This window comes from Arthrobacter sp. ZGTC131 (assembly GCF_002929275.1).
Lineage (GTDB): Bacteria > Actinomycetota > Actinomycetes > Actinomycetales > Micrococcaceae > Arthrobacter.
The window spans coordinates 63751-88954 of sequence record NZ_PJIK01000002.1 but is presented as its reverse complement, the minus strand read 5'-3'; the positions used below and the strand labels follow the sequence as shown (position 1 = coordinate 88954).

The 25204-nt window shown below is 65.9% G+C and carries 22 protein-coding genes and 1 tRNA gene; 4 read left to right on the top strand and 19 right to left on the bottom strand.

The genetic code is table 11. The features are described from left to right. Positions 1-115 precede the first annotated feature (115 nt). Positions 116-1024, bottom strand: a complete 909-nt coding sequence (locus CXQ90_RS03520; RefSeq protein WP_104137021.1) for a Bax inhibitor-1/YccA family protein — start codon at positions 1022-1024, stop codon at positions 116-118. Positions 1025-1541: 517 nt separating this feature from the next. Between CXQ90_RS03520 and CXQ90_RS03515 the strand changes: the two genes are divergently transcribed. From CXQ90_RS03515 to CXQ90_RS03500, 4 genes are read left to right on the top strand one after another with little or no spacing between them, the layout of a single operon-like run. Then, complete coding sequence (locus CXQ90_RS03515) at positions 1542-2825, top strand: branched-chain amino acid ABC transporter permease (RefSeq protein WP_104137020.1); 1284 nt, start codon at positions 1542-1544, stop codon at positions 2823-2825. Between the two features lie 9 nt (positions 2826-2834). After that, the gene (locus tag CXQ90_RS03510; protein WP_104137018.1) at positions 2835-3803 is read left to right on the top strand and encodes a branched-chain amino acid ABC transporter permease; all 969 of its coding nucleotides are present in this window, start codon (positions 2835-2837) and stop codon (positions 3801-3803) included. Continuing rightward, positions 3800-4909 (top strand): ABC transporter ATP-binding protein, encoded by a 1110-nt coding sequence (locus CXQ90_RS03505; RefSeq protein WP_258064352.1) that lies wholly within the window; start codon positions 3800-3802, stop codon positions 4907-4909. Before CXQ90_RS03510 ends, CXQ90_RS03505 begins: the two co-directional genes overlap by 4 nt. Beyond that, on the top strand, positions 4906-5682 hold the full coding sequence (locus tag CXQ90_RS03500) for an ABC transporter ATP-binding protein (protein ID WP_104137017.1): 777 nt from the start codon (positions 4906-4908) through the stop codon (positions 5680-5682). Before CXQ90_RS03505 ends, CXQ90_RS03500 begins: the two co-directional genes overlap by 4 nt. Before the next feature lie 279 nt (positions 5683-5961). Here CXQ90_RS03500 and CXQ90_RS03495 read toward each other — a convergent pair whose 3' ends face one another. The 18 genes from CXQ90_RS03495 to CXQ90_RS03410 all read right to left on the bottom strand — a co-directional run bounded on the left by CXQ90_RS03495 (position 5962) and on the right by CXQ90_RS03410 (position 25137). Next, entirely contained in the window at positions 5962-7311 is a 1350-nt protein-coding gene (locus CXQ90_RS03495) for an ABC transporter substrate-binding protein (protein ID WP_104137015.1), read from the bottom strand. Positions 7312-7602: 291 nt separating this feature from the next. Beyond that, positions 7603-7676 (bottom strand) — tRNA-Leu (locus tag CXQ90_RS03490). Then, a complete protein-coding gene (locus tag CXQ90_RS03485) occupies positions 7667-8647 on the bottom strand; it encodes an N-acetyltransferase (protein WP_104137014.1) in 981 nt (326 codons plus the stop codon). Before CXQ90_RS03485 ends, CXQ90_RS03490 begins: the two co-directional genes overlap by 10 nt. A 149-nt stretch (positions 8648-8796) precedes the next feature. Further along, entirely contained in the window at positions 8797-10266 is a 1470-nt protein-coding gene (locus tag CXQ90_RS03480; protein ID WP_104137012.1) for an NAD(P)/FAD-dependent oxidoreductase, read from the bottom strand. Between the two features lie 34 nt (positions 10267-10300). Continuing rightward, the gene (locus CXQ90_RS03475; protein ID WP_104137011.1) at positions 10301-11686 is read right to left on the bottom strand and encodes a S8 family serine peptidase; all 1386 of its coding nucleotides are present in this window, start codon (positions 11684-11686) and stop codon (positions 10301-10303) included. A gap of 33 nt (positions 11687-11719) precedes the next feature. Beyond that, the gene (locus tag CXQ90_RS03470; RefSeq protein ID WP_104137009.1) at positions 11720-12667 is read right to left on the bottom strand and encodes a Ppx/GppA phosphatase family protein; all 948 of its coding nucleotides are present in this window, start codon (positions 12665-12667) and stop codon (positions 11720-11722) included. After that, on the bottom strand, positions 12664-13329 hold the full coding sequence (locus CXQ90_RS03465) for a DUF501 domain-containing protein (protein WP_181038409.1): 666 nt from the start codon (positions 13327-13329) through the stop codon (positions 12664-12666). The genes CXQ90_RS03470 and CXQ90_RS03465 overlap by 4 nt, the downstream gene beginning before the upstream one ends. A gap of 69 nt (positions 13330-13398) precedes the next feature. Continuing rightward, positions 13399-14118 carry a septum formation initiator family protein gene (locus CXQ90_RS03460; protein WP_104137006.1) on the bottom strand — a complete coding sequence of 240 codons (720 nt, stop codon included), beginning with the start codon at positions 14116-14118 and terminating at the stop codon, positions 13399-13401. 116 nt (positions 14119-14234) lie between these two features. Then, positions 14235-15515, bottom strand: a complete 1281-nt coding sequence (eno, locus tag CXQ90_RS03455) for a phosphopyruvate hydratase (RefSeq protein ID WP_104137005.1) — start codon at positions 15513-15515, stop codon at positions 14235-14237. Positions 15516-15637: 122 nt separating this feature from the next. Beyond that, complete coding sequence (locus tag CXQ90_RS03450) at positions 15638-16237, bottom strand: MazG nucleotide pyrophosphohydrolase domain-containing protein (protein WP_104137426.1); 600 nt, start codon at positions 16235-16237, stop codon at positions 15638-15640. Between the two features lie 82 nt (positions 16238-16319). Next, a complete protein-coding gene (locus CXQ90_RS03445; RefSeq protein WP_104137003.1) occupies positions 16320-17471 on the bottom strand; it encodes an adenosine deaminase in 1152 nt (383 codons plus the stop codon). A 69-nt stretch (positions 17472-17540) separates the two neighbouring features. After that, positions 17541-18287, bottom strand: a complete 747-nt coding sequence (locus CXQ90_RS03440; RefSeq protein WP_104137001.1) for a DedA family protein — start codon at positions 18285-18287, stop codon at positions 17541-17543. 104 nt (positions 18288-18391) lie between these two features. Beyond that, positions 18392-19009, bottom strand: coding sequence for a DedA family protein (locus CXQ90_RS03435; protein WP_104137000.1), 618 nt, complete (start codon positions 19007-19009; stop codon positions 18392-18394). 4 nt (positions 19010-19013) lie between these two features. After that, the gene (locus tag CXQ90_RS03430; RefSeq protein ID WP_104136998.1) at positions 19014-20336 is read right to left on the bottom strand and encodes a thymidine phosphorylase; all 1323 of its coding nucleotides are present in this window, start codon (positions 20334-20336) and stop codon (positions 19014-19016) included. Continuing rightward, positions 20333-20770: a cytidine deaminase gene (locus CXQ90_RS03425; protein WP_104136997.1), complete on the bottom strand. Its 438-nt coding sequence runs from the start codon at positions 20768-20770 to the stop codon at positions 20333-20335. Before CXQ90_RS03425 ends, CXQ90_RS03430 begins: the two co-directional genes overlap by 4 nt. 5 nt (positions 20771-20775) lie before the next feature. After that, positions 20776-22098 carry an ABC transporter permease gene (locus tag CXQ90_RS03420; protein ID WP_104136995.1) on the bottom strand — a complete coding sequence of 441 codons (1323 nt, stop codon included), beginning with the start codon at positions 22096-22098 and terminating at the stop codon, positions 20776-20778. Then, on the bottom strand, positions 22095-23552 hold the full coding sequence (locus CXQ90_RS03415) for an ABC transporter permease (protein ID WP_258064351.1): 1458 nt from the start codon (positions 23550-23552) through the stop codon (positions 22095-22097). The genes CXQ90_RS03420 and CXQ90_RS03415 overlap by 4 nt, the downstream gene beginning before the upstream one ends. Then, positions 23545-25137: an ABC transporter ATP-binding protein gene (locus CXQ90_RS03410; protein ID WP_258064350.1), complete on the bottom strand. Its 1593-nt coding sequence runs from the start codon at positions 25135-25137 to the stop codon at positions 23545-23547. Before CXQ90_RS03410 ends, CXQ90_RS03415 begins: the two co-directional genes overlap by 8 nt. Positions 25138-25204: the final 67 nt, after the last annotated feature.

Sequence of the window (25204 nt, the reverse complement as noted above, 5' to 3'; positions counted from 1 at the left end):
CAGCGCCTGAGCGGGCCCGGGATGGACATGCAAAAAAGGGCCCCGCCGGAAGCGGGACCCTCTCCTGCGATCAGTTTACGGCTGATCAATCACGACGGCGTAAGCCGCTTTTGTTTTATTCCTCGCCGCGGAGGATGGACAGCAGGCGGATGATTTCCACGTACAGCCAGACCAGGGTGACAGTGAGGCCGAAGGCCGCAGTCCAGGCGAAGCGCTCAGGGGCACCGGCACGGACGCCGGCTTCAATGCTGGTGAAGTCCATGATCAGCGAGAAAGCGGCCAGGCCAATGGCCAGGATTCCGATGAAGACGCCCAGCGGAATGCCCATGATTTCGATGCTCGTGCTGAGGCCGAACGGGGACTGCACTGCTCCGGTCCAGACCATCACCATGTTGACGAGGGCAAACACGGCGTAGCCGATCATGGCGATCATGAAGAACCGCATGGCCTTGGGGGTGGCGCGGACCTTGCCGCTCCTGAAGAGCAGGAGGGTCACTGCGAAGACGGACAGCGTGCCGATCACGGCCTGCAGCCCGACACCCGGGTACATGCCGTCAAGGATGCGGGTCAGTCCGCCCAGGAAGAACCCCTCGAGTCCGGCGTAGGCCAGGATGAGCGCCGGGGAAGGCTGCTTCTTGAACGTGTTGACCATGGCCAGGACGAACCCGCCCAGCGCGCCGACGATCATCAGCAGGCTGGCCAGCGGCATGCTGACGAACAGCGTGACCGCAGCTCCGGCCATCACGGCGCCGAGGCAGATCGCCGTCCTGACGATGACGTCGTCGTAGGACATCCGTCCGGTTTCCACCGGTCCGGCGGCCGGCCGGTTGTACATCTGCTGCAGCTGGTCATCCGTCATGCCCGGCTGCTGGGCGCCCCAGCCCCTGGGTGCGTCCATCACGGGCGCCTGGCCGTAGGCGCCCTGTCCGTACTGGTTCTGGCCGTACGCCTGCGGGACAGGCGGTGCCTGGGTGGCTTCACGGAAATTCTTTCCGTTGAAGATCGGGTTTCCGCCAAGTGCCATTGCGGGTGTCTCCTCCAAATAATGGGTGGTGATGGGAATTCCTAAGTTCAAACTACCAATTTCCACGCGTCAGTGGCAGGTAAAGTTCCGCGAACCTCCCCGTCGACACGGAATCGTGACATGGGCGATATCCGACGACGGCCCTCGTCAGAGCGGCCGCGGCAGACTGTTTAGGAATACTCGCATACAACAAAAGTTTTCATAAGCTCAGCTGAATTAATGGTTGCAGCCAGCTTCACAGTTGTTACCGGATCGCTATCTGGCGGCCGGCTTCCCCGGCAAAGTTTGTACTGCTCTCGCTGTAACATGGGGCGAAGTAGGGTGACGGATATCACAAGAAGTCAAGCCATTCAGTATCGCATCGCACCACCGCACTACCCGCACCACCATCCGTCACCTTCTCCGTTCGCAGCGGTTGCAACGACGCAACCCAGACCATCCCCATGTGGAGGTTTTCAATTTGAGACGCACACCGAGAGGCCTGCCGCGCCGGCGGCCAGCCGGATTGCTTAAGGCCATGGGGGCAATTGCCTCCGCAGTCGTAGCCATCCTGCTTGTCGCTGCACCAGCATCGCAGGCTACAACTCCTTCTCCGACACAACCCCCGTCGAACCAGCAGTTCCAGAACAGCATTAGCGGCTTCCTCCGCGACGACACACGCGCCCCGCTCGAAGGTGTGAAGATCACTGCCAAAAGCGGCGACTTCACTGGAACAGCAACCTCGGGTGCCAACGGATCCTGGCGGATAGGGGTTCCCACGCAGGGCACCTACGAAGTGGAGCTGGACGAATCTACGTTGCCCGAGGGCATCAAGCTCGCCGAGGGGCAAGCAAACCCCCGTTCCGTGACGTTTAGCCAGACCTCCAATCTCTCCGTCATTTTCGCCTTCGGCAAGGGCATCGTCGTCCAACAGCAGGACTTCGGCCAAAACCTGCTTAACAGGCTCGTGGCAGGCCTCAGCTTCGGCCTCCTGCTGGCGCTCGCGTCGGTCGGCCTGTCCCTGATTTTCGGCACAACGGGCCTCACCAACTTCGCCCACGGCGAGATGGTGACGCTAGGCGCCGTGCTCGTGTTTGCCTGTAGCGCGATGAACCTGCCGTTCTGGCTGGCCATCATCCTGGCGCTCCTCGGCGGCGGACTGTTCGGCTATGCCCAGGATGCGGGCCTCTGGAGGCCCCTGCGCAGGCGCGGCACCGGACTGGTGCCCATGATGATCGTCAGCATCGGCCTGGCCCTCGCCGTCCGTTACATCATCCAGTTCTACTTCGGCGGCGCCACCCAGCAGCTGCCGTTCGCCCAGAGTGCGGAAATCCAAATCGGCCCGGTCTCCATCTCCCCCAACAACCTGTGGTCGCTGGTGATCAGTGCAGTCGTGATCGTGCTGATCGGGATCGTGCTCCTGAAGACCCGCCTGGGCAAGGCCACCCGCGCGGTGGCAGACAACCCGGCGCTGGCCGCAGCCTCCGGCATCGACGTCGACTCCGTCATCCGGATTGTCTGGATCGTCGGCGGCGTCCTGGCCTCCCTGGGCGGCATCCTCTGGGCCTACTACCGTCCCGGCGTCACGTTCGACATGGGCTCGCAGATTCTGCTGCTCATCTTCGCCGGCGTCACGCTCGGCGGCCTCGGCACCGTTTTCGGCGCCCTCATCGGATCCGTCATCGTCGGCATTTTCGTCGAACTGACCACCGTTGTCGGCCTCGCAGCCGACCTCAAGTACGTGGGAGCACTGTTCATCATGATTGTTGTCCTCTTGTTCCGGCCCCAGGGCATCCTGGGCCGACGCGAGCGCGTGGGTTAGGAGACTGCCATGGACTTCGGATTCATACTTTCCAGCGCAGCCGGCGAAATCTTCAGCCCGACGACGGCTGCATACGCGCTTGCCGCCCTCGGCCTGGCGGTTCACTTCGGCTACTCCGGCCTGCTGAACTTCGGCCAGGCCGGCTTCATGGCGGTGGGTGCCTACGGCTTCGCCATCTCCACCCTGAGCTTCGGCGTTCCCTTCTTTGTGGGGCTCCTGATCGCCGTCGTCAGTTCCGTGCTCTTTGCGCTGATCCTGGGCATTCCCACCCTTCGCCTGCGGGCCGACTACCTGGCCATCGTCACCATCGCGGCGGCGGAAATTGTCCGCTACGTTGTCACCACCAACCAGCTCACTGCCGTGACCGGTTCCGCCAACGGCCTGGCAGCCTTCGAGGGAGGGTTCTACGGCATGAACCCCTTCCCGGAGGGTTCCTATTTCGGCATGAACAACCGTGACTTCTTCATCAGGGTCATTGGCTGGGGCCTCGTGGTTGTCTGCTGCGTCATCGTCTGGCTGCTGATGCGCAGCCCCTGGGGCCGTGTCCTGAAGGGCATCCGCGAGGATGAGAATGCGGTGCGCTCGCTCGGCAAAAACGTGTACGCGTACAAGATGCAGGCACTGGTCATCGGCGGCATCGTCGGGGCGCTGGCGGGCATGGTGTTTACGCTCCCCCGCGGCGCGGTCCAGCCCGCTAACTACGGCACGGAACTGACGTTCTTCCTGTGGACCTGCCTCCTGCTCGGCGGCATGGCCACGGTCCTGGGGCCGGTGATCGGCGCCATGATCTTCTGGGTGGTCCTGTCCCTCACCCAGGGAATCCTTTACGGGCTCATCGAATCCGGCGCGGTGACCTGGCTGACCACAGTCCAGGCCGGCCAGCTGCGCTACATCCTGGTGGGCATCGCCCTGATGCTGTTGATGATCTTCAGGCCGCAGGGCGTCTTTGGCAACAAGAAGGAGCTGGCGTTCGCATGAGCAAGCACAGCGAAGAATTCACTGAAGACGGCGTCGACTACATGACGGACGCCCGCGCAATAGCCGTCGGGGAGAACACCCCGGGCTGCAAGAAGCGGGACCCCATCGTCGTCGCCGAAAACGTTACCCGCAGTTTCGGCGGCATCAACGCCGTCGACGTCGAGTACCTTGAAATTCCGCGGCACAAGATCACCGCCCTGATCGGCCCCAACGGCGCCGGCAAAACCACGCTCTTCAACCTGCTCACGGGATTCGACATTCCGAACTCCGGCAAATGGCAGTTCGAAGGGCAAAGCATCGCCGGCGTCTCCTCCTACAAGGTGGCACGCATGGGCATGGTCCGCACCTTCCAACTCACGAAGGTCATGGGCAAGCTGACGGTGATGGAAAACATGCGGCTCGGCGGCTCCAACCAGCCCGGCGAACGCCTGTCCAAGGCACTGTTCAAGGGCATCTGGGGCGGCCGCGAAAAGGAAATCACGGCCCAGGCAAACGTCCTGCTGGAGAAATTCAAACTGGACACGAAGAAGGACGACTACGCCGCATCGCTCTCCGGCGGCCAGCGTAAGCTCCTCGAAATGGCCCGCTCCCTCATGGTCAGCCCCAAGCTGGTCATGCTGGACGAACCCATGGCCGGCGTCAATCCTGCACTGACCCAGTCGCTGCTGGACCACATCAAGAACTTGAAGGCCGAAGGCATGACGGTCCTCTTCGTGGAGCACGACATGAACATGGTGCGCCACATCGCAGACTGGGTGGTTGTCATGGCCGAAGGAAAGATCGTGGCCGAGGGACCCCCCGGTGAAGTCATGAAGAACCCGGCCGTGATCGATGCCTATCTGGGCGCCCACCACGACGTCGACCTTGGCGATTCCGAAGGCATCAAGGCGCTCGAGCAGGAATTGGTCGCAGACGAGGAATCGATCGTCGGAACGGAGAACGCCGGTATCATCTCCGTGGACGCCGTGGCGCCGGAACTGCGGGAGGTCCACAGCGATGACGCTCCCCGCACAGACCAGACCAGTGCAGAACAGGCGACTACACGTCAGGCCCGAACAGAACAGGCGGGCACGGAACACGTCCGTACAGACAAGGACAAAGAATGAGTGCCACCAGCGCGGCCCCGGCCGCAAGCACCGCAGCATCGGATGACTCGGTCGTCAAGGTCACCAACCTTGTTGCCGGTTACCTGCCCGGGGTCAACATCCTCAACGGCTGCAGCATCGAGGCCCGCAAGGGCGAGCTGATCGGCATCATCGGGCCCAACGGCGCGGGCAAATCGACGCTCCTCAAGGCGATGTTCGGCCTCGTGAAGGTCCACTCAGGCTCGGTTGTCGTCCGCGGCCAGGACCTGACCGGCCTCAAGGCCAACAAGCTGGTGACGCAGGGTGTGGGTTTCGTCCCGCAGAATAACAACGTGTTCGCCACCCTCACCATCGAGGAGAACATGCAGATGGGCATGTTCCAGAGGCCCAAGGACTTTGCCGAACGGTTCGACTTTGTCACCAGCCTCTTCCCTGAGCTCGGCAAGCGCCGTGCCCAGCGTGCCGGGTCGCTGTCCGGCGGTGAACGCCAGATGGTGGCAATGGGCCGGGCCCTGATGATGGACCCCGCCGTGCTGCTGCTGGACGAGCCCTCGGCAGGCCTCTCCCCCGTCAAGCAAGATGAAACCTTCCTGCGCGTGCACGAGATCAACCGGGCAGGCGTGTCCGTCATCATGGTGGAGCAGAACGCGCGCCGCTGCTTGCAGATCTGCGATCGCGGCTACGTCCTGGACCAGGGCAGGGACGCGTACACGGGCACAGGACGGGAACTCATGAAGGACCCCAAGGTCATCCAGCTGTACCTGGGAACGCTCGCCGACGAACACGAAAAGTAGGTAGCAACCCGCAGGGCAAGCACCTTGCGCCAGGGCCGTCACCGATCCGGTGGCGGCCCTTTTGCGTGCCTGGCCTCTTCCTCCCCGACGGCGTCACGCAGCGCGGTCTTTTGCGATGATGCGAGAAGTGCATTGCCGGATTCCCGCCGTCGGGCCGTCCCTCCGTGATCAAAAAGCTGCTTCGCGTGACGCTCCCAGGGTCGGTACAACCCTCTGAGGGCACGCAAAAGCCCCCGTCCTGTTGGACGGGGGCTTTTGCGTGGCTGGGAGAAGGCGGCTTTACAGCTTGCCGAATTCTTCCTTGGACGGCTGGTACTTGTTGTCGTCCTGGTACTCGTAGATGCCGATGAAGGCCTCTGTCGGGTCACCGGCGTCGGAGAAGGTCACCGGGCCGGACTGGCCGTCGTAGTCGATGTCCTTGCCGTTGCGGAGCAGGGTCACGCAGGACGGGAAGGTGTTGCACTTCTCGCCGCTTTCGGAGACCGCCTTGAGCTGCTTGGCAATCTCGGTGCCCTTGGTGCTCTTGGCTGCCTCTGAAGCCAGCGCGATCAGGTTGACGGCGTCGTAGGATTCACCTGCGTAGCTGTAGTCCTTCAGGGCCGGGTCGATCGCCAGCAGCTTCTTCTTGAAGTCATCCTTGGCGAAGGTGCCCGGGATGGTTCCCTGGGCGCCCTTGAGCGTTCCGGCCTTGAAGTCCTTGCTGTAGTCGGACGTGTTGCCGTCCACCATGAACAGCTGCGTGGGCTTGACGCCCTTGCCGGTCAGGAGCGGAACAATGCTCTTGGCCTGGTCGAAGGTGATCAGGGCAATGGCGTCCGGCTTGGCGGCGATGACCTTGTCCACCTGGCTGCTGAACTGGGAGTCGCCCTCGTTGAAGAGTTCCTCGGCCACAACCTGGCCGCCGGCTGCCTCAAAGGCCTCCTTGACGTTCTTCTGCAGGCCGGTCCCGTAGGCGTCGTTGAGCACGATCATGCCCACGGTCTGCGCGCCACAGGTGGCCATGTAGTTGCCCAGGACCTTGCCCTGCAGGACGTCCGACGGAGCGGTACGCCAGTAGAGGTTCTTGTCGTTCCAAGTGGTGAAGTCCGGTGACGTGTTCGCAGGCGAGAACTGGACAACACCGGCACCGGTGATCTGGTTGATCACGGTCTTGGAAACGCCCGAGGACGCGGCACCGACAATGGCGCTGACCCCCTGGCCGAGCAGTGCCGTGGTGGACTGCGTGGCAATGTCCGTCTTGGTGTCACCGGAGTCGCGGTGAATCACCTGGACGGGCTTGCCGAGCACGCCGCCTGCATCATTGACTTCCTTGATGCCGAGGTTAACACCGGCGATCTCGGGCGGGCCCAGGAACGCCAGCGACCCCGTCGTCGGCAGAAGCGATCCAATCTTCAGTGGCGTCGGCGTGGTGGTCGTCGACTCCGGCACGGCGCCGGTCTCGGTCGCGGTGCTGGTGGCACCAGCAGTCGCGCTGGGTGCCGGACATGCGATGCTGCCGGCCGCGCCGGCTGCGGAGGTGGTGGCGGTTGGGGTGGAGGTGCCACCACAAGCCGAAGCCAGAAGGGCGACGCCGATGCTAAGCGCTGTGAGCTTAGCGACTCGGGGCGCCGCCTGGGGGAGTGAAATCATTGAGAGTCTCCTCGATCGAAAGGTGCGAACGGCCTTTGATGCGATTGGTCAGGTGTTCCTGAGTTAACTTCAAGCTAATGCAAATCAGGCCCGAACATAAGTGAGTAAGGTCACATCCTTATAACACTCGTTGCATATGGGACACCTGCGGATTCCGGGGCAGCGATGGCGGGAGACGGCTGATGAAGCGCAGCTCGAAAGGTGACGATGATGGCGCTGGCCGCCGGACATGCGGCGCAGGCTAAAGGCCCGAACGGGTGCCTCACGGCACCTTTCGGTGCAGGCAACTTGTACCCCAGGTGGGACTCGAACCCACAACACGCGGATTTTAAGTCCGCTGCCTCTGCCAATTGGGCTACTGGGGCGCCCGGTCAATGGTATCGCCTTCCACGGCGGCAAAGGGTGCGGCATAGCGGAAGATGCCGTGGACGCCGCCGGGCCATAGAGCGAGGGGAAGAAACTGGAAGTTGTCCCCCCAGTCCCTGTCCGGGGCCTCGATGCCCAGCGACGACGCCGGCACAAAGCCGAAGCGCTGATAGTAGTCGGCGCTGCCAAGCAGCGCGATGCCGCGCTCCCCCGCCGCGTTCGCGCGGACGACAGTTTCGCGCATCAGCGCAGAGCCAATGCCGTGGCGCTGCAGCCTGGGCGTAACCCCGATAGGGCCGAGTCCCAGCAGTTCCAGGTCATCCACCCAGGCCCGCGTGCTGATGGCGTGCCCGACGATTTCACCGTCAAGCTCCGCCAAGACGCTGAACTCCGGCAGGTACTCGTCGGCGTCGAAGAGCCGCCGCAGCAACTCCACCTCCACCGGCTCGCCTTCCACGGGAAGTCCCGTCACCGGCGACACAGCGAAGGCTTCGGCCGTCAGGCTGAGGATGGCTGCGCGGTCTTGTGGGTTCTCGTTCCGCAGCACCAGTTCGCGCACAGGCTCCGGCTCCGGGGCGTTGGCGGCCGAGAGCTCCGCCAGGACCTCCAGGGCCCGCGCGGCGTCACCCACCGGCACGAGAAGGTGATCGTGGTGGAAGCCCGCCAGGACGTTGCAGCTGATCCGGGCCTGCGTCAGCGCCCTGCTGACCGCCGCCGTGAGGCCCACCGCTTCCAGCTCCGAATGGACCTCGAGGGTGATCCACGCGGCCACGAAGTCGTAAGGGAGATCCAGCCTGTCCGCCTCTGCGCGGGGCAGAACCACTGTCAGCCCCTCGGCCTCCCGGACAGCCGCCTCGATGCCGCCCGCCAAGGGCTTTCCGTGCGGCCAGAGCACGTAAACGTACTCTCCTTCGCGGAGGGCGGGATGCATTGCGGCCAGCAGGGTCTGGAGGTTCTTTTCGCCCGTCATGCAGCCAGTCTAAGCTTCCCGGCCGCCGCCGCCTGGGACCCGGCCACGACGCGGGGTCTGGCGGACCGCAGGCTCTGGCGGAAGGCGGCCAAACGACGAAGCGGCCGTTCCCCCGTAAGGGAACGGCCGCCGTCGTCAATCAGTGCGCGTTACTTGGCTTCCGCCGCAACAGCGTCCTTCGAACCGCCCTGCGGAGCGGCTGCGGGCTTGTCCGCCGGCGCCGCAGCGACGGGGGCGGCAGCCGGCTTGGGAGCCGGCGTGGCAGCTGCCACGAACGCGCCGCGCGGGTTGTCCAGGTCTTCGAGCTGCGTGGTGTCGCGGCCCATGAAGAAGGCGAGGATCCAGCCCATGATCACGCGGACCTTACGCTCCACCGTGGGGATGGCCATGCCGTGATAGCCGCGGTGGGCCAGCCATGCGAGACCGCCCTTGAGGCCGATGCGGCCCAGGAGGTTGATGTTGGCAACGCCCTTCCACTCGCCGAAGCCGGCCACGGCACCAAGGTTCTTGTGCTTGTAGTCGACCAGCGGCTTGTCCCAGCGGGAGGCCCACAGGTTCTTGGCGAGGCGCTTGGCCTGGCGCAGCGCGTGCTGGGCGTTGGGGACGCAGGTGCCGTCCGGCAGGCCACTGCCCGTGAGGTCCGGGACCGCGGCAACGTCACCGGCGGCCCAGGCGTTCTCGACGATGCCTTCGTCGCCGGCGATGCGCAGGTCCGGAAGAACACGGACGCGTCCGCGCGGCTCGAGCGGGAAGTCGGTGGAACGGACCATCGGGTTGGCCTGCACACCGGCAGTCCACACCAGGGTGTCTGCTTCGAATTCCTGGGCCAGCGACTTGTCCGGCAGGTTGATGAGCTTGAGGGCACCCTCGGCGTTGTCCAGCGAGGTGTTGAGCAGGACCTCGATGCCGCGGCTGCGGAGGTGTTCGACGACCCAGACTGCCTGCTTCTCGGTGACCTCGGGCATGATGCGGCCCATGGCCTCGACAAGGACGAAGCGGACTTCCTCCTGCTGGACGCGCGGGTTGTTCTTGACGGCCGCGCGGGCGAGGTCTTCCATTTCCGTGATGCACTCGATGCCGGCGAAGCCGCCGCCGACAACCACGAAGGTCAGCGCCTTGGCACGTTCCACGGGATCGGTCATGACGGAGCCGACCTCGATGCGCTCGAGGACCTTGTTGCGCAGCGCAACGGCTTCCTCAATGGTCTTCAGGCCGATGCCCTTGTCCGCCAGACCCTTGATGGGGAACGTGCGGGTGATGGCTCCTGCTGCAAGAACGACGTCGAAGTACGGCAGCTCGAAGTTTTCGCCGCCGTCAGCCGGGGCAATCACGGCCGTGCGGTTGGCGTGGTCGATCGAGGTGACGCGGCCCTGGATGAGCTCGGTCTGCTTGAGGTGCTGGCGGTGGGACACCACCGCGTGGCGGGCCTCGATGTTTCCGCCGGCAACTTCCGGCAGGAAGGGCTGGTAAGTCATGTAGGGCAGCGGATCGACGACGGTGACGATGCCACCGGCGTTCGCGATCTTCTTCTGCAGTTTCAGTGCTACGTACAGGCCGACGTACCCGCCGCCGACGACGAGCACCCGGGGACGGTCCTGGAGCTGAGGGGTGGTTGCCATGCATCAAGGATACATTAGTTTGTGAAAATCTTCACTAACTAGGCGGTCCGCCCGGCTCCACCTTGCCCAGCGCACCGGTTTCCGGATCTTCCGGGCTTCCCCCTGAGGCCCGGTACACCCGGCGCAGCTGGATGGCGCCGGCCGCAATGATGGCCAGGAAAAGGCCGCCGAAACCAATGACCACGGCGGCGGGGAGGGCGCCGTCCAGCGGGGACGGAGGCTCGGCCACAGGCACGGTCGCCTCGGGAAGCGTGGCCTGGGCGCTCGGCGCCTCGGCCGGAGGCACAGGGGTGGGCGTGGCGAGGTTTCCGCGGCGGTGGACGCGGATCCAGTCTGAGATTGACCCCAGCGGATTGTTTTGGGTCTCGGCGACGTCATCCTTCAGCGCGGCCTCTGCGTTGAGCACGCCGAACCCGTAGAGGGGATCCTTGCCCTCGGCGCCCGCGTCCTTGGCAGTGGAGACGATCCTGTTGATGACCTGCTCGGCGCTCATCTGCGGCCACTTGGAGCGGATCAGGGCTGCCACGCCGGAGACGATGGGGGTGGCGCCCGAGGTTCCGGCCCACTCCGCGTAGCTGCCGCCCGGAAGGCCTCCGACCAGTTTCTCCGCAGGTGCCGCGACCCCGATGCTGATGCCCTGGGAGGAGGAGTCCGTGCTGGCGGCTCCGCTGCGGTCCAGACCGGCCACGGTGAGCACGCCGGGAATGGTGGCAGGCGCCCCCACCTGCGCGTTTCCGCCCACCCGGTTGCCGGCCGCCGCAACGATCACCACGTCTTTCTGTTCGGCGTACAGGAAAGCGGCGTCCCAGCTCTGCGGCCATTCCGGCGACGTGCTGCCGAGCGAAATGTTGATGACCTTCGCGCCGTTGTCCACCGCCCACCGGACAGCCTCGGGGATCTGGTCCTGATCGCTTTTCCCGCCGGGATTGGCTGAGCCGAGCCACGTGGAAACGGAGAGGATCTGGGCTTCAGGCGCCACACCCATGATCCCGTCAGGCATGTTCTTCGCCGGCGTGGCGCTGGGGCTGGGCTTCGCGCTGGCGGCCTTCTTGGGCTGGTGCCCGCGGCCCGCGAGCATCGTGGCCACGAGCGTGCCGTGTTCGGGCTTGGAACCGATGCTCTTCCGCCCGTCGCTGCTTCCCGCGCCCGAGGCGTCGTGCCCGCCGGCCAGGACGCCCTTGAGGTCCGGATGGTTGCCGTCCACGCCGCTGTCGATCACGGCCACCTTGACGTTGGCTCCCTTGGAGACCTCCCACGCCTTGGTGATGCCGGCTTCCTTGAGCCAATACTGCTTGTCGCGCCAGGTGTCGGCCCGCGCCGCGGGGGCTGTTGCGATCGCCGTGGCGGCGATGCCCCCGGCGAGCGTCGCCGACAGGAGAGCCGAGACCGTCCGGCGGAACCGGGCTGTTGCTCTGGTCATTCAAGATCCCATACTCGGTTGGCTGGTGCCTGGCTAGCTGACACTCAGGGCAATTCCGTCAAGAATATCGTGCTCGCTGGCCGTGGCCGTAATGATGCGGCCGCCGCTCAGCTCGCCCATCCTCGCGAGGATCCGGCGCCAGACCAGGGCACCGGCGCCGATCACGTCAACCCGGCCGGGGTGCATGTAGGGCAGTTCGGCGCGCTGTGCCCTGGTCATCTCCAGCAGGTCCGTGGCTGCCGCCTGGATGGTTCCGATGGACAGTTCGGCTCCGTGGATGGCCGCCGGCAGGTACTCGGGAAGCTTCAGCGCATGGGCGGTGATGGTGGTGATGGAACCTGCAACCCCGACGACGGCGGTGCTGCGTTCCAGCGGAACGTCCAGTCCCGCTTCGGTGATGGCGGCGTCGACGTCGGCCTCCGCTGCGGCGACCTGCTCCGCGGTGGGCGGATCGGACTTGAGATGGCGTTCGGTCAGCCTGACGCAGCCGATGTCCACGGACCTTGCGGCCAGCACGCCGCCGGCGTCGCCCAGCACGAACTCCGTGCTGCCGCCGCCGAGGTCCACAACCAGCACGCGGTCATCGCCGGCGATCGGCAGGACGCTGCTGGCTCCGGCAAAGGACAGCGCGGCCTCCTCGTCGCCGGAGATCACTTCAGGCTCGACGCCGAGAAGGCCGCGGATGCCGTCGACGAAGACCTGGCGGTTGCGGGCGTCCCGGCTGGCGGAGGTGGCCACGAAGCGGACTTTCACTGCCCGGTACTGGCGGATCAGCTCCGCATACTCTGCGGTGGCCGCAAACGTGCGCTCCAGCGCCTCGGGCGCCAGTTCGCCGGTGGCGTCCACGCCCTGGCCCAGCCGCACCACGCGCATCTCCCGCACGAGGTCGGTGAGTTTGGTCGTCCCGTTGCTGCGGTCGACGTCGGCGATCAGCAGGCGGATGGAGTTGGTGCCGCAGTCGATGGCTGCAACGGTGGTCATTCGCCTGCCTCCGTCGTGGTCTTCCGGACAGGTGCAGGCCGGCCAACGATGGCCGGCAGCCCCTGGGGCCCGTGGCGGCTGAGGTCCCGGGACGGCGCTTCGCCGCCGGTGTCCCAGGCGCCGTCGCAGTAGCACCGGTCGGCTGTCCACCACTCGGCGATGGCGGCGATGGCCTCGTCGCCGAGAGGGTTGACGCCCTGGCCGGCCGCGAGCGAGTGCCCCACGAGGACGTGCAGGCACTTGACGCGGGTGGGCATCCCGCCGGCGGAGACGCCGTCGATCTCGGGAACCCCACCGATGCCGGTGCGGGCCCCGATTTCAGCGCGGGCCGCCAGGTACGCCTCGTGGGCCGCCCGGTAGGCGGCTGCCAGCGACTCGTCAGCCGTCAGCCGGTCATTCATCTCGTTCATGAGGCCGGCGGCTTCAAGCCGGGACACGGCAGACGTGATGACGGGATGCGTCAGGTAGAACGTGGTGGGGAACGGTGTCCCGTTGCTGAGGCGCGGAGCCGTGGCGGCCACGAGGGGGTTGCCGCAGACGCAGCGCGCCGGGATCTCAACGACGTCGCGGACCGGCCTCCCGAGCTGGCGGCTGAGCACATCAAGGTCGTGTGCCGATGGCTGGCGGGATTCCTCCGGCGCGGTTGCCGTGTTGTGGTCCACTGGCGCGGCCATCCTTCCTGCCCGGTTCTGGCTGTCTCCCGTGAGGCAGTCCCGCGGCGGGCGCCGCTCCTAGTCTGTTGCCGAACGCCTGATGGACTCCCACAGGGAATCCACCCACGGCATGTCGGCCGGGTCTTGTGCTGCTGCTGCACCGGGCTGGCTGCCTGACGCGCCGGCCGGCAGGTCGCTGCCGAACACCCAGTAACCGGTCTCTCCCGGCATAACCATGTTAATGCGGTCCCGGGCCTGCTGTTTGACGTAGTTCGGATCCTGCCACCGCGAGACCTGCCGCTTGAGGTTGTCCTGGTCCGCCTTGCTGGCGGCGATGTCCGCTTCCAGCGCCGCAATCTCAGCGCGCTTGTCAATGAAGATCTTCACGGTGGGTGCCAGCATGATGGTGATGGCAATCATGACGACGGCCAGCGCCAGCATGCGCCCGGAAAAGGCTTTTGCCGGGACCGGATCCAGGGTCTCGTCCCCCGCGGCCGCCCCGGCAGGGCCGGACTTGCCGCGGCTGCTCCCGGCGGTTTCCTTCGCCGGCTCCTTGGCCCGCCCCGCCGCGCTCTTGGCCTTCGGGCCATTGGCGTTCGCCGGGCCGGCAGATTTCCTGCCGGCGGCCGCGTCCCGGGCTGCTTCCGCCGGACCGTGAGCAGCGTCCGACGGACGGTGCCCGTCTCCCGGGCGGTGGCCGCCGAAGTCCGCCTGGATGACGTCCGCACCGGCGGAACCGGCGTGGGACTGCGGTGCTGATGGGGTCACCCGGGGAACTTTGGGACGGCGGGTAGCCATGACACTCCTGTAAACGTGTGGCGCTTGTCTGTGGCCTGGACGGGCAGCCGCCTTAAACGACGACCGGTGGCTATGGTCTTTCCACCATAGCCACCGGTCAGTTGTTTGTCGGGCTACTAGGCCTTGAAACGCGGGAAGGCGCTGCGTCCGGCGTAGCGTGCGGCGTCATCGAGTTCCTCTTCGATGCGCAGCAGCTGGTTGTACTTTGCCACACGCTCCGAACGGGCCGGGGCGCCGGTCTTGATCTGACCGGCGTTGGTGGCGACCGCGATGTCGGCGATCGTGGTGTCCTCGGTCTCGCCGGAACGGTGCGAGGTGATGGTGGTGTAACCGGCGCGCTGGGCGAGGGACACGGCGTCGAGCGTCTCCGTCAGCGAACCGATCTGGTTGACCTTCACCAGGAGGGAGTTGGCCGTGCTGCTGTCCAGTCCCTGCTGCAGGCGGACCGGGTTGGTGACGAACAGATCGTCGCCCACGAGCTGCACCTTGTCACCGATGGCGTCGGTCAGGGTCTTCCAGCCGTCCCAGTCGTTCTCGTCCAGCGGGTCCTCGATGGACACCAGCGGGTAGTCGGCAACGAGTTCCGCGTAGTAGGAGCTCATCTCGGCCGAGCTCAGCGCCTTGCCTTCGAACTGGTAGGCGCCGTCCTTGAAGAATTCGGAGGAGGCAACGTCCAGTGCGAGGGCGATGTCGGTGCCCGGGGTGTAGCCGGCGTTCTTGATGGCTTCCTGGATCAGGTCAAGCGCAGCGCGGTTGGACGGCAGGTTCGGCGCGAAGCCGCCTTCGTCGCCGAGGCCCGTGGCGAGCCCCTTGGCCTGGAGGACGGCCTTGAGGGCGTGGTAGACCTCAACACCCCAGCGCAGGCCCTCCGAGAAGGTCTCGGCACCCAGCGGAACAACCATGAATTCCTGGATGTCGACGTCGGAGTCGGCGTGCGAGCCGCCGTTGAGGATGTTCATCAGCGGCACGGGCAGGACGTGGGCGTTCGGGCCGCCCAGGTACTTGTACAGCGGCAAATCGGCGGACGCGGCGGCGGCGTTCGCAACGGCCAGCGAAACACCGAGGATGGCGTTGGCGCCGAGCTTGCCCTTGTTTGCGGTGCCGTCCAGGTCGATCATGGCCTGGTCGATGCTGCGCTGGTCTGTGGCGTCGAAGCCGGTCAGGGCAGGTGCGATCTGGTCGATGACGGCGTCAACGGCCTTCTGGACACCCTTGCCGAGGTAACGGCCCTTGTCTCCGTCGCGCAGTTCAACAGCCTCGTGCTCGCCGGTGGAAGCGCCGGAAGGAACTGCCGCGCGGCCGATCTGGCCGTCGGAGAGCAGAACTTCAACTTCTACGGTCGGGTTGCCACGGGAATCGAGGATCTCGCGGGCGTGGATGGCATCGATAAGCGCCATGAATATGCTCCTTATGGTGAAGCGATTTACTGGGAAACTAGCGGAAAATCTCGACGTCCTCGTCAGGGACTAGCGTAGTCGAGAGTGGTGCACGTTACGGAAACCTATCCATCACCCGGACGTCATGATCCCGGTGATTCCGTGTTCTGGTACCGCCGCACGGCCCCGCGGAGGGCGCGTTCGGCGTCGAATCCCCTGCTCCGGGCGGAGCCGACGACGGCGAGCAGGAGGTCGCCGAGCTGGTTCTCGGAGTCACAGGTTTCGGCAAGCTCAACCAGCGGATGGGCAGGCTCAACGTTCGCGGGAAGCCCGGCCCGGGCAGCCCGGTCCAGGGTCTTCTGGGCACGGGCAAGCGCGGGCAGCGCGCCCGGGATGCCCTCGAAGTGGTCGAGGCGTTCGGGCCTTTCGGCTTTCTTGACCGCGTCCCACTTGAGCACGATCTCCTCCACCGTGGCGGGGAACGAATCCTGCAGGGAGCCGTCCGGCCGGAAGACGTGGGGGTTGCGGCGGATCATCTTCGCGGTGATGCCGCGGGCGACGTCGCCGAAGTCGAAGGTGCCGCGTTCCTCGGCGAGCCGGGCGTGCAGCACCACCTGGAGCAGCACGTCACCCAGCTCGCCTTTGAGTTCCGCTTCTTCCGCGCCGGTTTCGATGGTCTCGGCCACCTCATACGCCTCCTCGAGGAGGTACTCAACCAGCGATTCGTGGGTGAGCGCCCCCATCCACGGGCAGTGTTCGCGGAGGGCCGCGATCACGCCGACCAACTCCCCCACCGGCTCCTCAGGGGACACCTGCGAAGGGGTCTCAGCCAAGGTTGGCGTAGGCGTCGTTGATGTACTCCACCAGGGCTTCCCTTTCCTCCAGGGGCAGGAAGGAGGCCTCAGCGGCGTTGAGCGTCAGCTCCAGCAGGTCGTCGAGGTCGTAGTCGAAGGTCTCCACGAGCAGCTCGAACTCGTCGGTGAGCGTCACACCGCTCATCAGGCGGTTGTCCGTGTTGATGGTGACGTTGAAGCCGAGCTGGTAGAGCATGTCCAGCGGGTGGCTTTCGATGCCGTCTCCGAAGCCCGCGGTGGCGCCCGTCTGCAGGTTGGAGGAGGGGCAGATTTCCAGGGCGATGCCGCGGTCGCGGACCCAGCTGGACAGGTTGCCCAGCGTCACCAGGCCGATGTTGTCATCGGCTTCGTCGTCGTCGACGCCGTCTTCGTCCTCGAACTCCACCATGATGTCCTCGGCGATGCGGACGCCGTGGCCAAGGCGCAGTGCCCGGCCGTCAACGAGTGCCGACTGGATGCTCTCCAGTCCGGCGGCCTCGCCTGCGTGGACGGTGGCAGGGAAGTTGTTCTCCGCCAGGAACGTGAAGGCTTCGCGGAAGCGCGAGGGAAGGAAGCCGTCTTCGGCACCGGCGATGTCAAAGCCGACGGCGCCCTTGTCGCGGTGGCGGACGGCGAGCTCGGCGATTTCCTGGCCGCGGTCGGCATGGCGCATGGCGGTGATCAGCTGGCCGACCTGGATTTCACGTCCGGTCTCGGCAACGGCGTCCACTCCGGCCTCGAGGCCCTCCTGGACGGCCTCGACGGCTTCGTCGAGGGTCAATCCGTTCTGCAGGTGCTGCTCCGGCGCCCAGCGCACCTCGCCGTACACCACGCCGTCGTCCGCAAGGTCCTCCACGAATTCCTTGGCCACCCGGGCCAGGTTTTCCTTGGTCTGCATCACGGCGACGGTGTGGTCGAAGGTCTCGAGGTAGCGGACCAGGGAACCCGAGTCCGCCGACTCGCGGAACCACTCGCCGAGCGCAATGGGATCCGTCGATGGGAGGGTGTGGCCAGCGGCCCCCGCCAGCTCGATGATGGTGGCGGGCCGGAGTCCCCCGTCCAGGTGGTCGTGAAGGGAAACCTTGGGAAGGCTCTTCAGGTCGAAGTCAAGGGCAGGGGCGGCGTCAACGATTGGCTCAGTCACGTACCAACTCTAGGGTTGGACCGCCTTCAAATGCCAGCGGCCCTCCCGCGTCCCGGTGAGGCGCCCGGCTCAGCGTCCGGATTCCGCCTCGGCCGCAGCCGTCAGCGGCATGGCGCCCGTTAGTCGACCGGCGTCGCCTGACCCATCGCCAGCCCTTTCAGCGTCCCGTTCGGGCTCATCCGCCAGGACTTCCGGTGCCACCGCGTCATTGCGTCCGAGCCGCTTGTGCCACCAGCGGAGCACGTGGTCGATGAAGATTCCCAGGACGATGGCGAAGACCACGGCAATGCCCGCGCCAAGGAGCGGGTTGTGGTGCAGCCACGGAAAGGAGCTGGCGATGATGCCGATGCCGATCGAGTACCCAACCCAGGTGAGGCACGCGAACGCGTCCAGCAGGAAGAACCTGCGGTGCGGGTAACCCGTGGTGCCCGCCACATAGTTGACCGCCACGCGCCCCCAGGGGATGTAGCGCGCCGTGAAGATCAGCACGGCGCCGCGCTTCTCCAGCTCGTAGCGCGCCCAGCCGAAGGCCTTCTGCACTTTGGGCCGGCGCATCCACTTCCAGCGGTCCAGGCCGATCTTCCGCCCAAGCAGGTAGGCCATGTTGTCGCCGGCCATGGCACCCACGAGCGCCGTCAGCCCCAGGATCAGGAGATTGGGCTCACCGCTGTGGCGTGAGAAGGCGGCCAGCGCGACGATGAGTGTCTCGCTGGGAACGACCATTGCGAAGCCGTCCACAAAAAAGAACACGAGCAATACAGGGTAAATCCACCACTGACCCGCTGCATGGAGCACGGCCTCATTAATAAACTCCACGCTGGTGTTGCTCCTAGCGGAAAATAACTAAAACAATTAGTGACGCAAATCGCTCTTTAGTGTCCCATGGCCGCAGCAGAGTCCGCTACGCCCCGTCCACGAAATTACGCCTCGCTGGACGGGTCCGGCATCCTGCCCCGCAGCCGCGCGATCGCAATGTCCACCAGGATTCCCAGCACGATGGCGCAGACGATGGCGATGACGGCCCCCAGCAGGTGATTGTTCTCAAACCACTGCCCGAAAAACAGCCCGATCGCCACGGAGTACGTGGCCCACAAGGTGGCGGACAACACGGTCATCCCGACGAACCGGGGACGGGAGTAATGCGTGGCGCCCGCGGTCAGGTTGACGGCAACCCGGCCGATCGGAACGAACCGGGCCACGAGGATCAGTGAGGCCGGCCGCTTCCGGAGTTCGCGTCCGGCCCACCGAAACGCCCGCTGCATGCGCGGCCCCCGCATCCAGCGCCACCGTTTGGTGCCGACGCTGCGTCCGATCAGGTAGGCGGTGTTGTCTCCCGTGAACGCCCCCAAGGCCGCAACGGCCATGAGGAGCCACGGGTTGGGGACGTCCGCCGTCGCAGCGACCGCGGCCAGCCCCACCACCACGGATTCGCTGGGAATGGGAGGAAAAAAGCCGTCGATGACGCAGCAGGCGAGGACAAGCAACAGGACCCACGGCTGCCCGGCGGCAGCAAGGATGAAGTCGTTGATGGCCTGCACGGCGTCAGGCGATACGGTCGATGATGAGCTGCTGCGCCGGGCGCGAGCCTTCCGGGGCGATGGTGACGGCGTTGCCGAGTGCCTCCTTGGCCCGGGCGAACTTCTCGGGCGTGTCCGTCAGCAGGGTCATGAGCGGCTCCCCCGCGCGCACGGCGGCTCCGGGCTTGGCATGCAACCGGACTCCTGCGCCTGCCTGCACCGCGTCCTCCTTGCGGGCACGGCCGGCACCCAGCCGCCAGGCGGCGACGCCGACTGCCAGCGCATCGAGTTCCACGAGGACGCCGTCAGCCGGCGCGTAAATCGTCTCCGATTCCTTCGCGACCGGCAGCTTCGCCCGCGGATCTCCGCCCTGCGCCGCTATCATCCGGTTCCACACATCCATGGCACGGCCGTCCCTCAGGGCGGCGGCCGGGTCGGCGTCGCGGATCCCGGCGCACGCCAGCATCTCCTCCGCGAGCCGGACAGTCAGTTCGACGACGTCCTCGGGGCCGCCGCCGGCCAGGACCTCGACGGACTCCTCCACCTCGATGGCGTTCCCCGCGGTCAGGCCTAGTGGCGTGTTCATGTTGGTCAGGAGCGCCACCGTGTTCACGCCGGCGTCCTTGCCGAGGGCCACCATGGTCTCGGCCAGCTCCCGTGCGCGGGCCTCGTCCTTCATGAAGGCGCCGCTGCCCACCTTGACGTCGAGCACGAGCGAGCCCGTGCCCTCGGCGATCTTCTTGCTCATGATGGACGAGGCGATCAGCGGGATGGCCTCGACGGTCCCCGTGACGTCGCGGAGTGAGTAGAGCTTCTTGTCCGCCGGGGCGAGGCCGGCGCCGGCGGCACAGATCACGGCGCCGACGTCCTGGAGCTGGGCCATCATCTCGTCGTTGCTCAATGCGGCGCGCCAGCCCGGGATGGACTCCAGCTTGTCCAGCGTGCCGCCGGTGTGGCCCAGCCCGCGCCCGGAAAGCTGCGGAACCGCCACGCCAAAGACCGCCACGAGGGGCGCCAGCGGGAGGGTGATCTTGTCCCCCACGCCGCCCGTGGAGTGCTTGTCACTCGTGGCCTTGACTCCGCCGTCGGGCCTCCGGAGGGCGGAGAAGTCCATCCGCTCGCCGGAGGCAATCATGGCCGCGGTCCAGCGGGAAATCTCCGACCTGTCCATCCCGTTGAGCAGGATGGCCATATTCAGCGCCGCCATCTGTTCGTCGGCGATGACGCCGCGCGTGTAGGCGTCGATCGTCCAGTCGATCTGTTCGGGGCTGAGGACGCCCTTGTCACGCTTCGTTCGAATGATGTCGACGGCGTCGAAGGCTTCGGTTTTCTGTGTGGTGCTGGTCACCGGGTTTCCTCCAGGTCTTGGGGACCAAATGCATCGGGCAGCACCTGGTCCATGGTCTTGATTCCCTGAGTGGTCATGAGCTCCATGCCTGGAGCCCGGAATTCGTACAGCAACTGGCGGCAGCGCCCGCAGGGCATTAGCACGTTGCCGCCGCCGTCCACGCAGTAGAAGGCCCGCAGCAGCCCGCCGCCGGTCATCTGCAGGTTGCCCACGAGCGCACACTCGGCGCACAGGGTCAGCCCGTAGCTGGCGTTCTCGACGTTGCAGCCGCTCACGATCCGGCCGTCAGCGGTGAAGGCCGCCGCCCCCACCGGGAACTTGGAATAAGGGGCGTAGGCATTCTTCATGGCGCTGACGGCGGCAGCCTCCAGTGCCTGCCAGTCGACGTCGAACTTTCCGCCCCCGGCGGTGGAGCTTGGGGCCCGGCTGTGCACGGCCGTCAGCCCTTGACGTAGGGGATGCCGCTGGCTGCCGGCGGACGTGATCTGCCGACAAGGCCGGCCACCGCCAGGACAGTCACGAGATACGGCAGCATGGCCATGAACTGGCTCGGAACCGGCGTGCCGATGATGGTCACGATGCTCTGCAAATTGTCCGCGAAGCCGAACAGCAGGGAGGCGAAGAACGCACCGATGGGGTTCCAGCGCCCGAAGATCAGGGCGGCCAGGGCGATGAAGCCGCGTCCGCCGGAAATCTCCTCCGTGAAGCTGTCGATCGCCACCAGCGTGAAGAACGATCCGCCGATGCCGGCGATGGCGCCGCCCAGGGTGACATTCCAGAACCGGGTGGTGTTCACCTTGATGCCCATGGTGTCGGCCGCCTGTGGGTGTTCGCCGACGGCACGGACCCGGAGGCCCCACTTCGTCTTGAACAGCCCCACCCACACCACGATGACGGCGATGTACATGAGATAGCCCACCACGGACTGTTTGAAGAGGATGGGACCTATGACCGGGATGCTGGACAGCACCGGGATGTCGATGATGGGCAGCTGGTCCGGCGAGTTGAACGTGGCCTTGTCCGCCTGCATCACCGTGTTGAACAGGAAGCCGGTCAGGCCGGAGACCAGCACGTTCAGGACCACGCCGACGATGATCTGGTTGACGAGGTACTTGATGCTGAACAGCGCCAGCACCATGGAGACGACGGCGCCCGCCACGGCCGCCGCCAGCAGCCCGAGGAAAGGACTCCTGGTCATGGATGCAACCAGTGCCGCGGTGAAGGCTCCGCCGAGCAGCTGGCCCTCGATGGCGATGTTCACGACGCCCACCCGCTCGCACAGCACGCCTGAAAGCGAGCCGAAGACAAGCGGCACGGCAAGCGTCACCGAACCGGCGATGAGGCCGGCCAGGGAGATGCTCGGGGTGCGGGCACCGCCCACCACCCAGATGAGGAAGGCGGCTACAAAAAGGACGATGAACGTGACAGGCACCCAGCGGGGCGCGGCCTGGTCCTTCGTCTTGAGGTAGACGGCATAGCCGGCCAGGCCAAGCATGAGGACAGAGAGGATGATCCCGCCCAGGAACGCCGGGACTTCCAGAGCAGGCAGCTGAAAGAAGTCTCCGCTGGACGACAGGCCGAACCGGGCAGTCTGGTTGGGCCCCATGAGGCCAAAGAAGATGAAGGCCACAATGCCCAGGGCCGTGAGGAGGACGGGCGTCTTCCAGGTGACGGGCTTCGCTGATGCTGCCTGCACGCGCTCCCCAGCCTGCTGCGGGGCGTCCGGCTTACCCGGAAGGGGCGACGTTGATGTTGTGCTCATGCTGCACCTCCGGTGGTTGCTGGCGTCTTGGACTTGCCGGCGGTTGCCCGCTTCTTGCGCCGCGGGTTGAGCCCGAAGACCGCCCGGACCAGCGGCGGAGCCGCGATGAAGAGCACGATCAGCGACTGGACCACCAGCACGATGTCGATCGGTGTTCCGGTCTGGATCTGCATCTGGACCGCACCGGCGCGGAAGGCGCCAAACAGGAGGCCGGCGGCGAAAGTCCCCCACGGCGTCGAGCGTCCCAGCAGGGCAACGGTGATGGCGTCGAAGCCGTAGGTCGCGGCGACGCCGTCGGTGAGGACCTTCTCGGTGCCCGCAACCTGGGCCACGCCGGACAGGCCCGCGAGGGCACCGGCGATGGCCATGACCAGAATGGTTGACCGGGAGACGTTGATCCCGGCGGTCTGGGCTGCCTTGGGGTTCGCACCGACGGCCCGGAACTCAAAGCCCACCGTGGAGCGGTTGAGGAGCCACCAGACGAAGACCGTGGCGGCAATGGCCAGCAGGAATCCGAGGTGGAGCCGGTACTGGCTGCCGAAAATCTGCGGGTAGACCGCGCTGGCGTCAAGGACCGGGGAGATCGGGTTGGACTCCCCCGGCCGCTGGAACGCCGGAGTGTTCAGGAGATACCTGAGCAGGTACAGCGCAATGTAGTTGAACATGATGGTGAGGATGACCTCGTGGGCTCCGGTGCGGGCCTTGAGGTAGCCCACCAGGCCGCCCCAGAAGGCGCCGCCGATGACTCCGGCCAAAAGGACCAGCAGCAGGTGCAGGCCCAGGGGCAGGTGCAGGGCGAAACCTGCCCACGCGGCCAGGATGCCGGCCATGATGATCTGGCCCTGCGCGCCGATGTTGAACAGCCCGGCCCGGAAGGCCAGGGCGACGCCGAGGCCGGCGGTGATGAGCGGCGTGGCGATGGTCAGTGTTTCCATGAACGGGGCGAACTGCCCCGCGATGCCGGCGCCGCGCGGGTTGAAGACGGATCCCTGGAACAGCGCCACGTAGGAGCGGGTGGCGGCGGTCCAGACCGCGGACAGGAAATCGGTGGGGCGGGCAAGCAGGTATGTTGCCGTGGCGCCGACCTGCTTGTCCGTGAATGCGATCAGCAGGCCGCCGAGAACCAGTGCGAGCAGCACGGCCAGGACGGACACCATGCCGCTGCCGGTGAAGATCCTGCGCACCAGGGTTTCCGGCCCGCCGGGGATCTTGCCGCTCTGGGCCGTGGCCGGAACCGCGGAGGGTCCCATGGCTCCGCCGGCGGTGTCCAGGGACACCACCGCCGCGGTCTCCTCGTCGGCGGGTTTGGGCAGGTGGTGCTTGTCGGCGTGGTGCTTCACAGCATCGTGCTTGTCCGCGTTGTGCTTGTCAGCGTTGTGCTTGTCAGCGTTGTGCTTGTCAGCGTCGGGGCCTGCGGGCCTGCCGGGGTGCTGCGGCTCGTTCTGGTCAGTCATGGTCGCCTCCTTCGGCGTGGGAGGTGGGCGTCGGTTCCTGCTCGCGGTGGACAGGGCGGTGGTGGACGGTGTCCGCATGCGCATCGTCGGGCGAAAGCCCTGCCATCATGAGGCCCAGCACGTCACGGCCGGTTCCGGCTGGCACGATGCCGACGAGCTTGCCCTTGTAGAGCACGGCAATGCGGTCGGCCAGTTCCATGACCTCATCGAGTTCCGTGGAGACGATCATGACCGGTGTGCCGGTGTCCCGTTCCGCCACGATGCGGCGGTGCAGGAACTCGATGGAGCCGACGTCGACGCCACGGGTAGGCTGGGATGCAATGAACAGCCGCAGCGGCCGCGAGAGCTCCCGGGCCATCACTACCTTCTGCTGGTTGCCGCCGGAGAGCGTTCCGGCGGCGGCAGCAGCGGACGGGGTGCGGACGTCGAACTCGCCGATCCTGGAGTTGGCGTTCTCCAGGACCTTTGCCGGGCTCATGCCGATGCCCTTCGCGAAGGGAGCTTTGTCGTAGAGGTCAAGCACCAGGTTTTCAGCCACCGAGAACGTCCCCACCAGCCCGTCCACTTTGCGGTCCTCCGGCACGAAGCCGACACCCGCGTGCAGGACCTGCTTGACGCTTCGGCCCAGGAGTTCCTTTCCGTCGAGCAGGATGGAGCCGCTGACGCGCTCCTGCAAGCCGAGGATTGCCTCGGTGAGTTCCGTCTGCCCGTTGCCCTGGACCCCCGCGACGGCGAGGATTTCACCGCGGGCAATGCTGAAGCTGATGCCGTCCACGATGTGGTGGCCGTTCGGCGCAATCACGGTAAGGTCCTTGACCTCGAACGTGGTCTCCTGCGGCTGGGCCGGTGCCTTGTCCAGCGTCAGGCTCACGGCGCGGCCCACCATCATCGAGGCCAGTTCGGTGGTTGAGGCGCCGGGATGGGCGCTCCCCACCACTTTGCCGCGCCGGATGACAGTGATGATGTCCGAGACGGCCTTCACTTCCCGCAGCTTGTGGGAGATGAAAACGATAGACGTCCCGCTGCTTTTGAGCTGGCGCATGATGTCCAGCAGTTCGTCGGTCTCCTGGGGCGTCAGCACCGCCGTCGGCTCATCCAGGATGAGCACCTTGGCGTCGCGCACCAGCGCCTTGATGATTTCAACCCGCTGCTGGACCCCCACCGGGAGGTCTTCCACGAGGGCGTCGGGATCGACGTCGAACCCGTAGCGGTCCGAGATCTCCTGGATCTTGCGGCGGGTGTCATCCAGGTTCAGGAAGCCGCCGGCCTTGGTGGACTCGGCGCCAAGCGCCACGTTTTCCGCCACCGTGAACACGGGCACCAGCATGAAGTGCTGGTGCACCATGCCGATGCCGGCAGCCATGGCGTCACCGGGTCCCCGGAAGCTCACCGGTTCGTCATCGATGAGGATTTCGCCGTCGGTGGGCTCATACAGCCCGTAAAGAACATTCATCAGGGTGGACTTGCCGGCCCCGTTTTCGCCCAGCAGACAATGGATCTGTCCGGGTTCAACAACCACGTCTATGTGATCATTGGCGAGCAGGGAGCCGAAGCTTTTGGTGATCCCCTTGAGTTCAAGTTTCAAAACTCTGACCAATCTCGTTGCGTCCGGAACTGCTGGCCGGACGGGATATGTGGCTGCAGGACCAGCC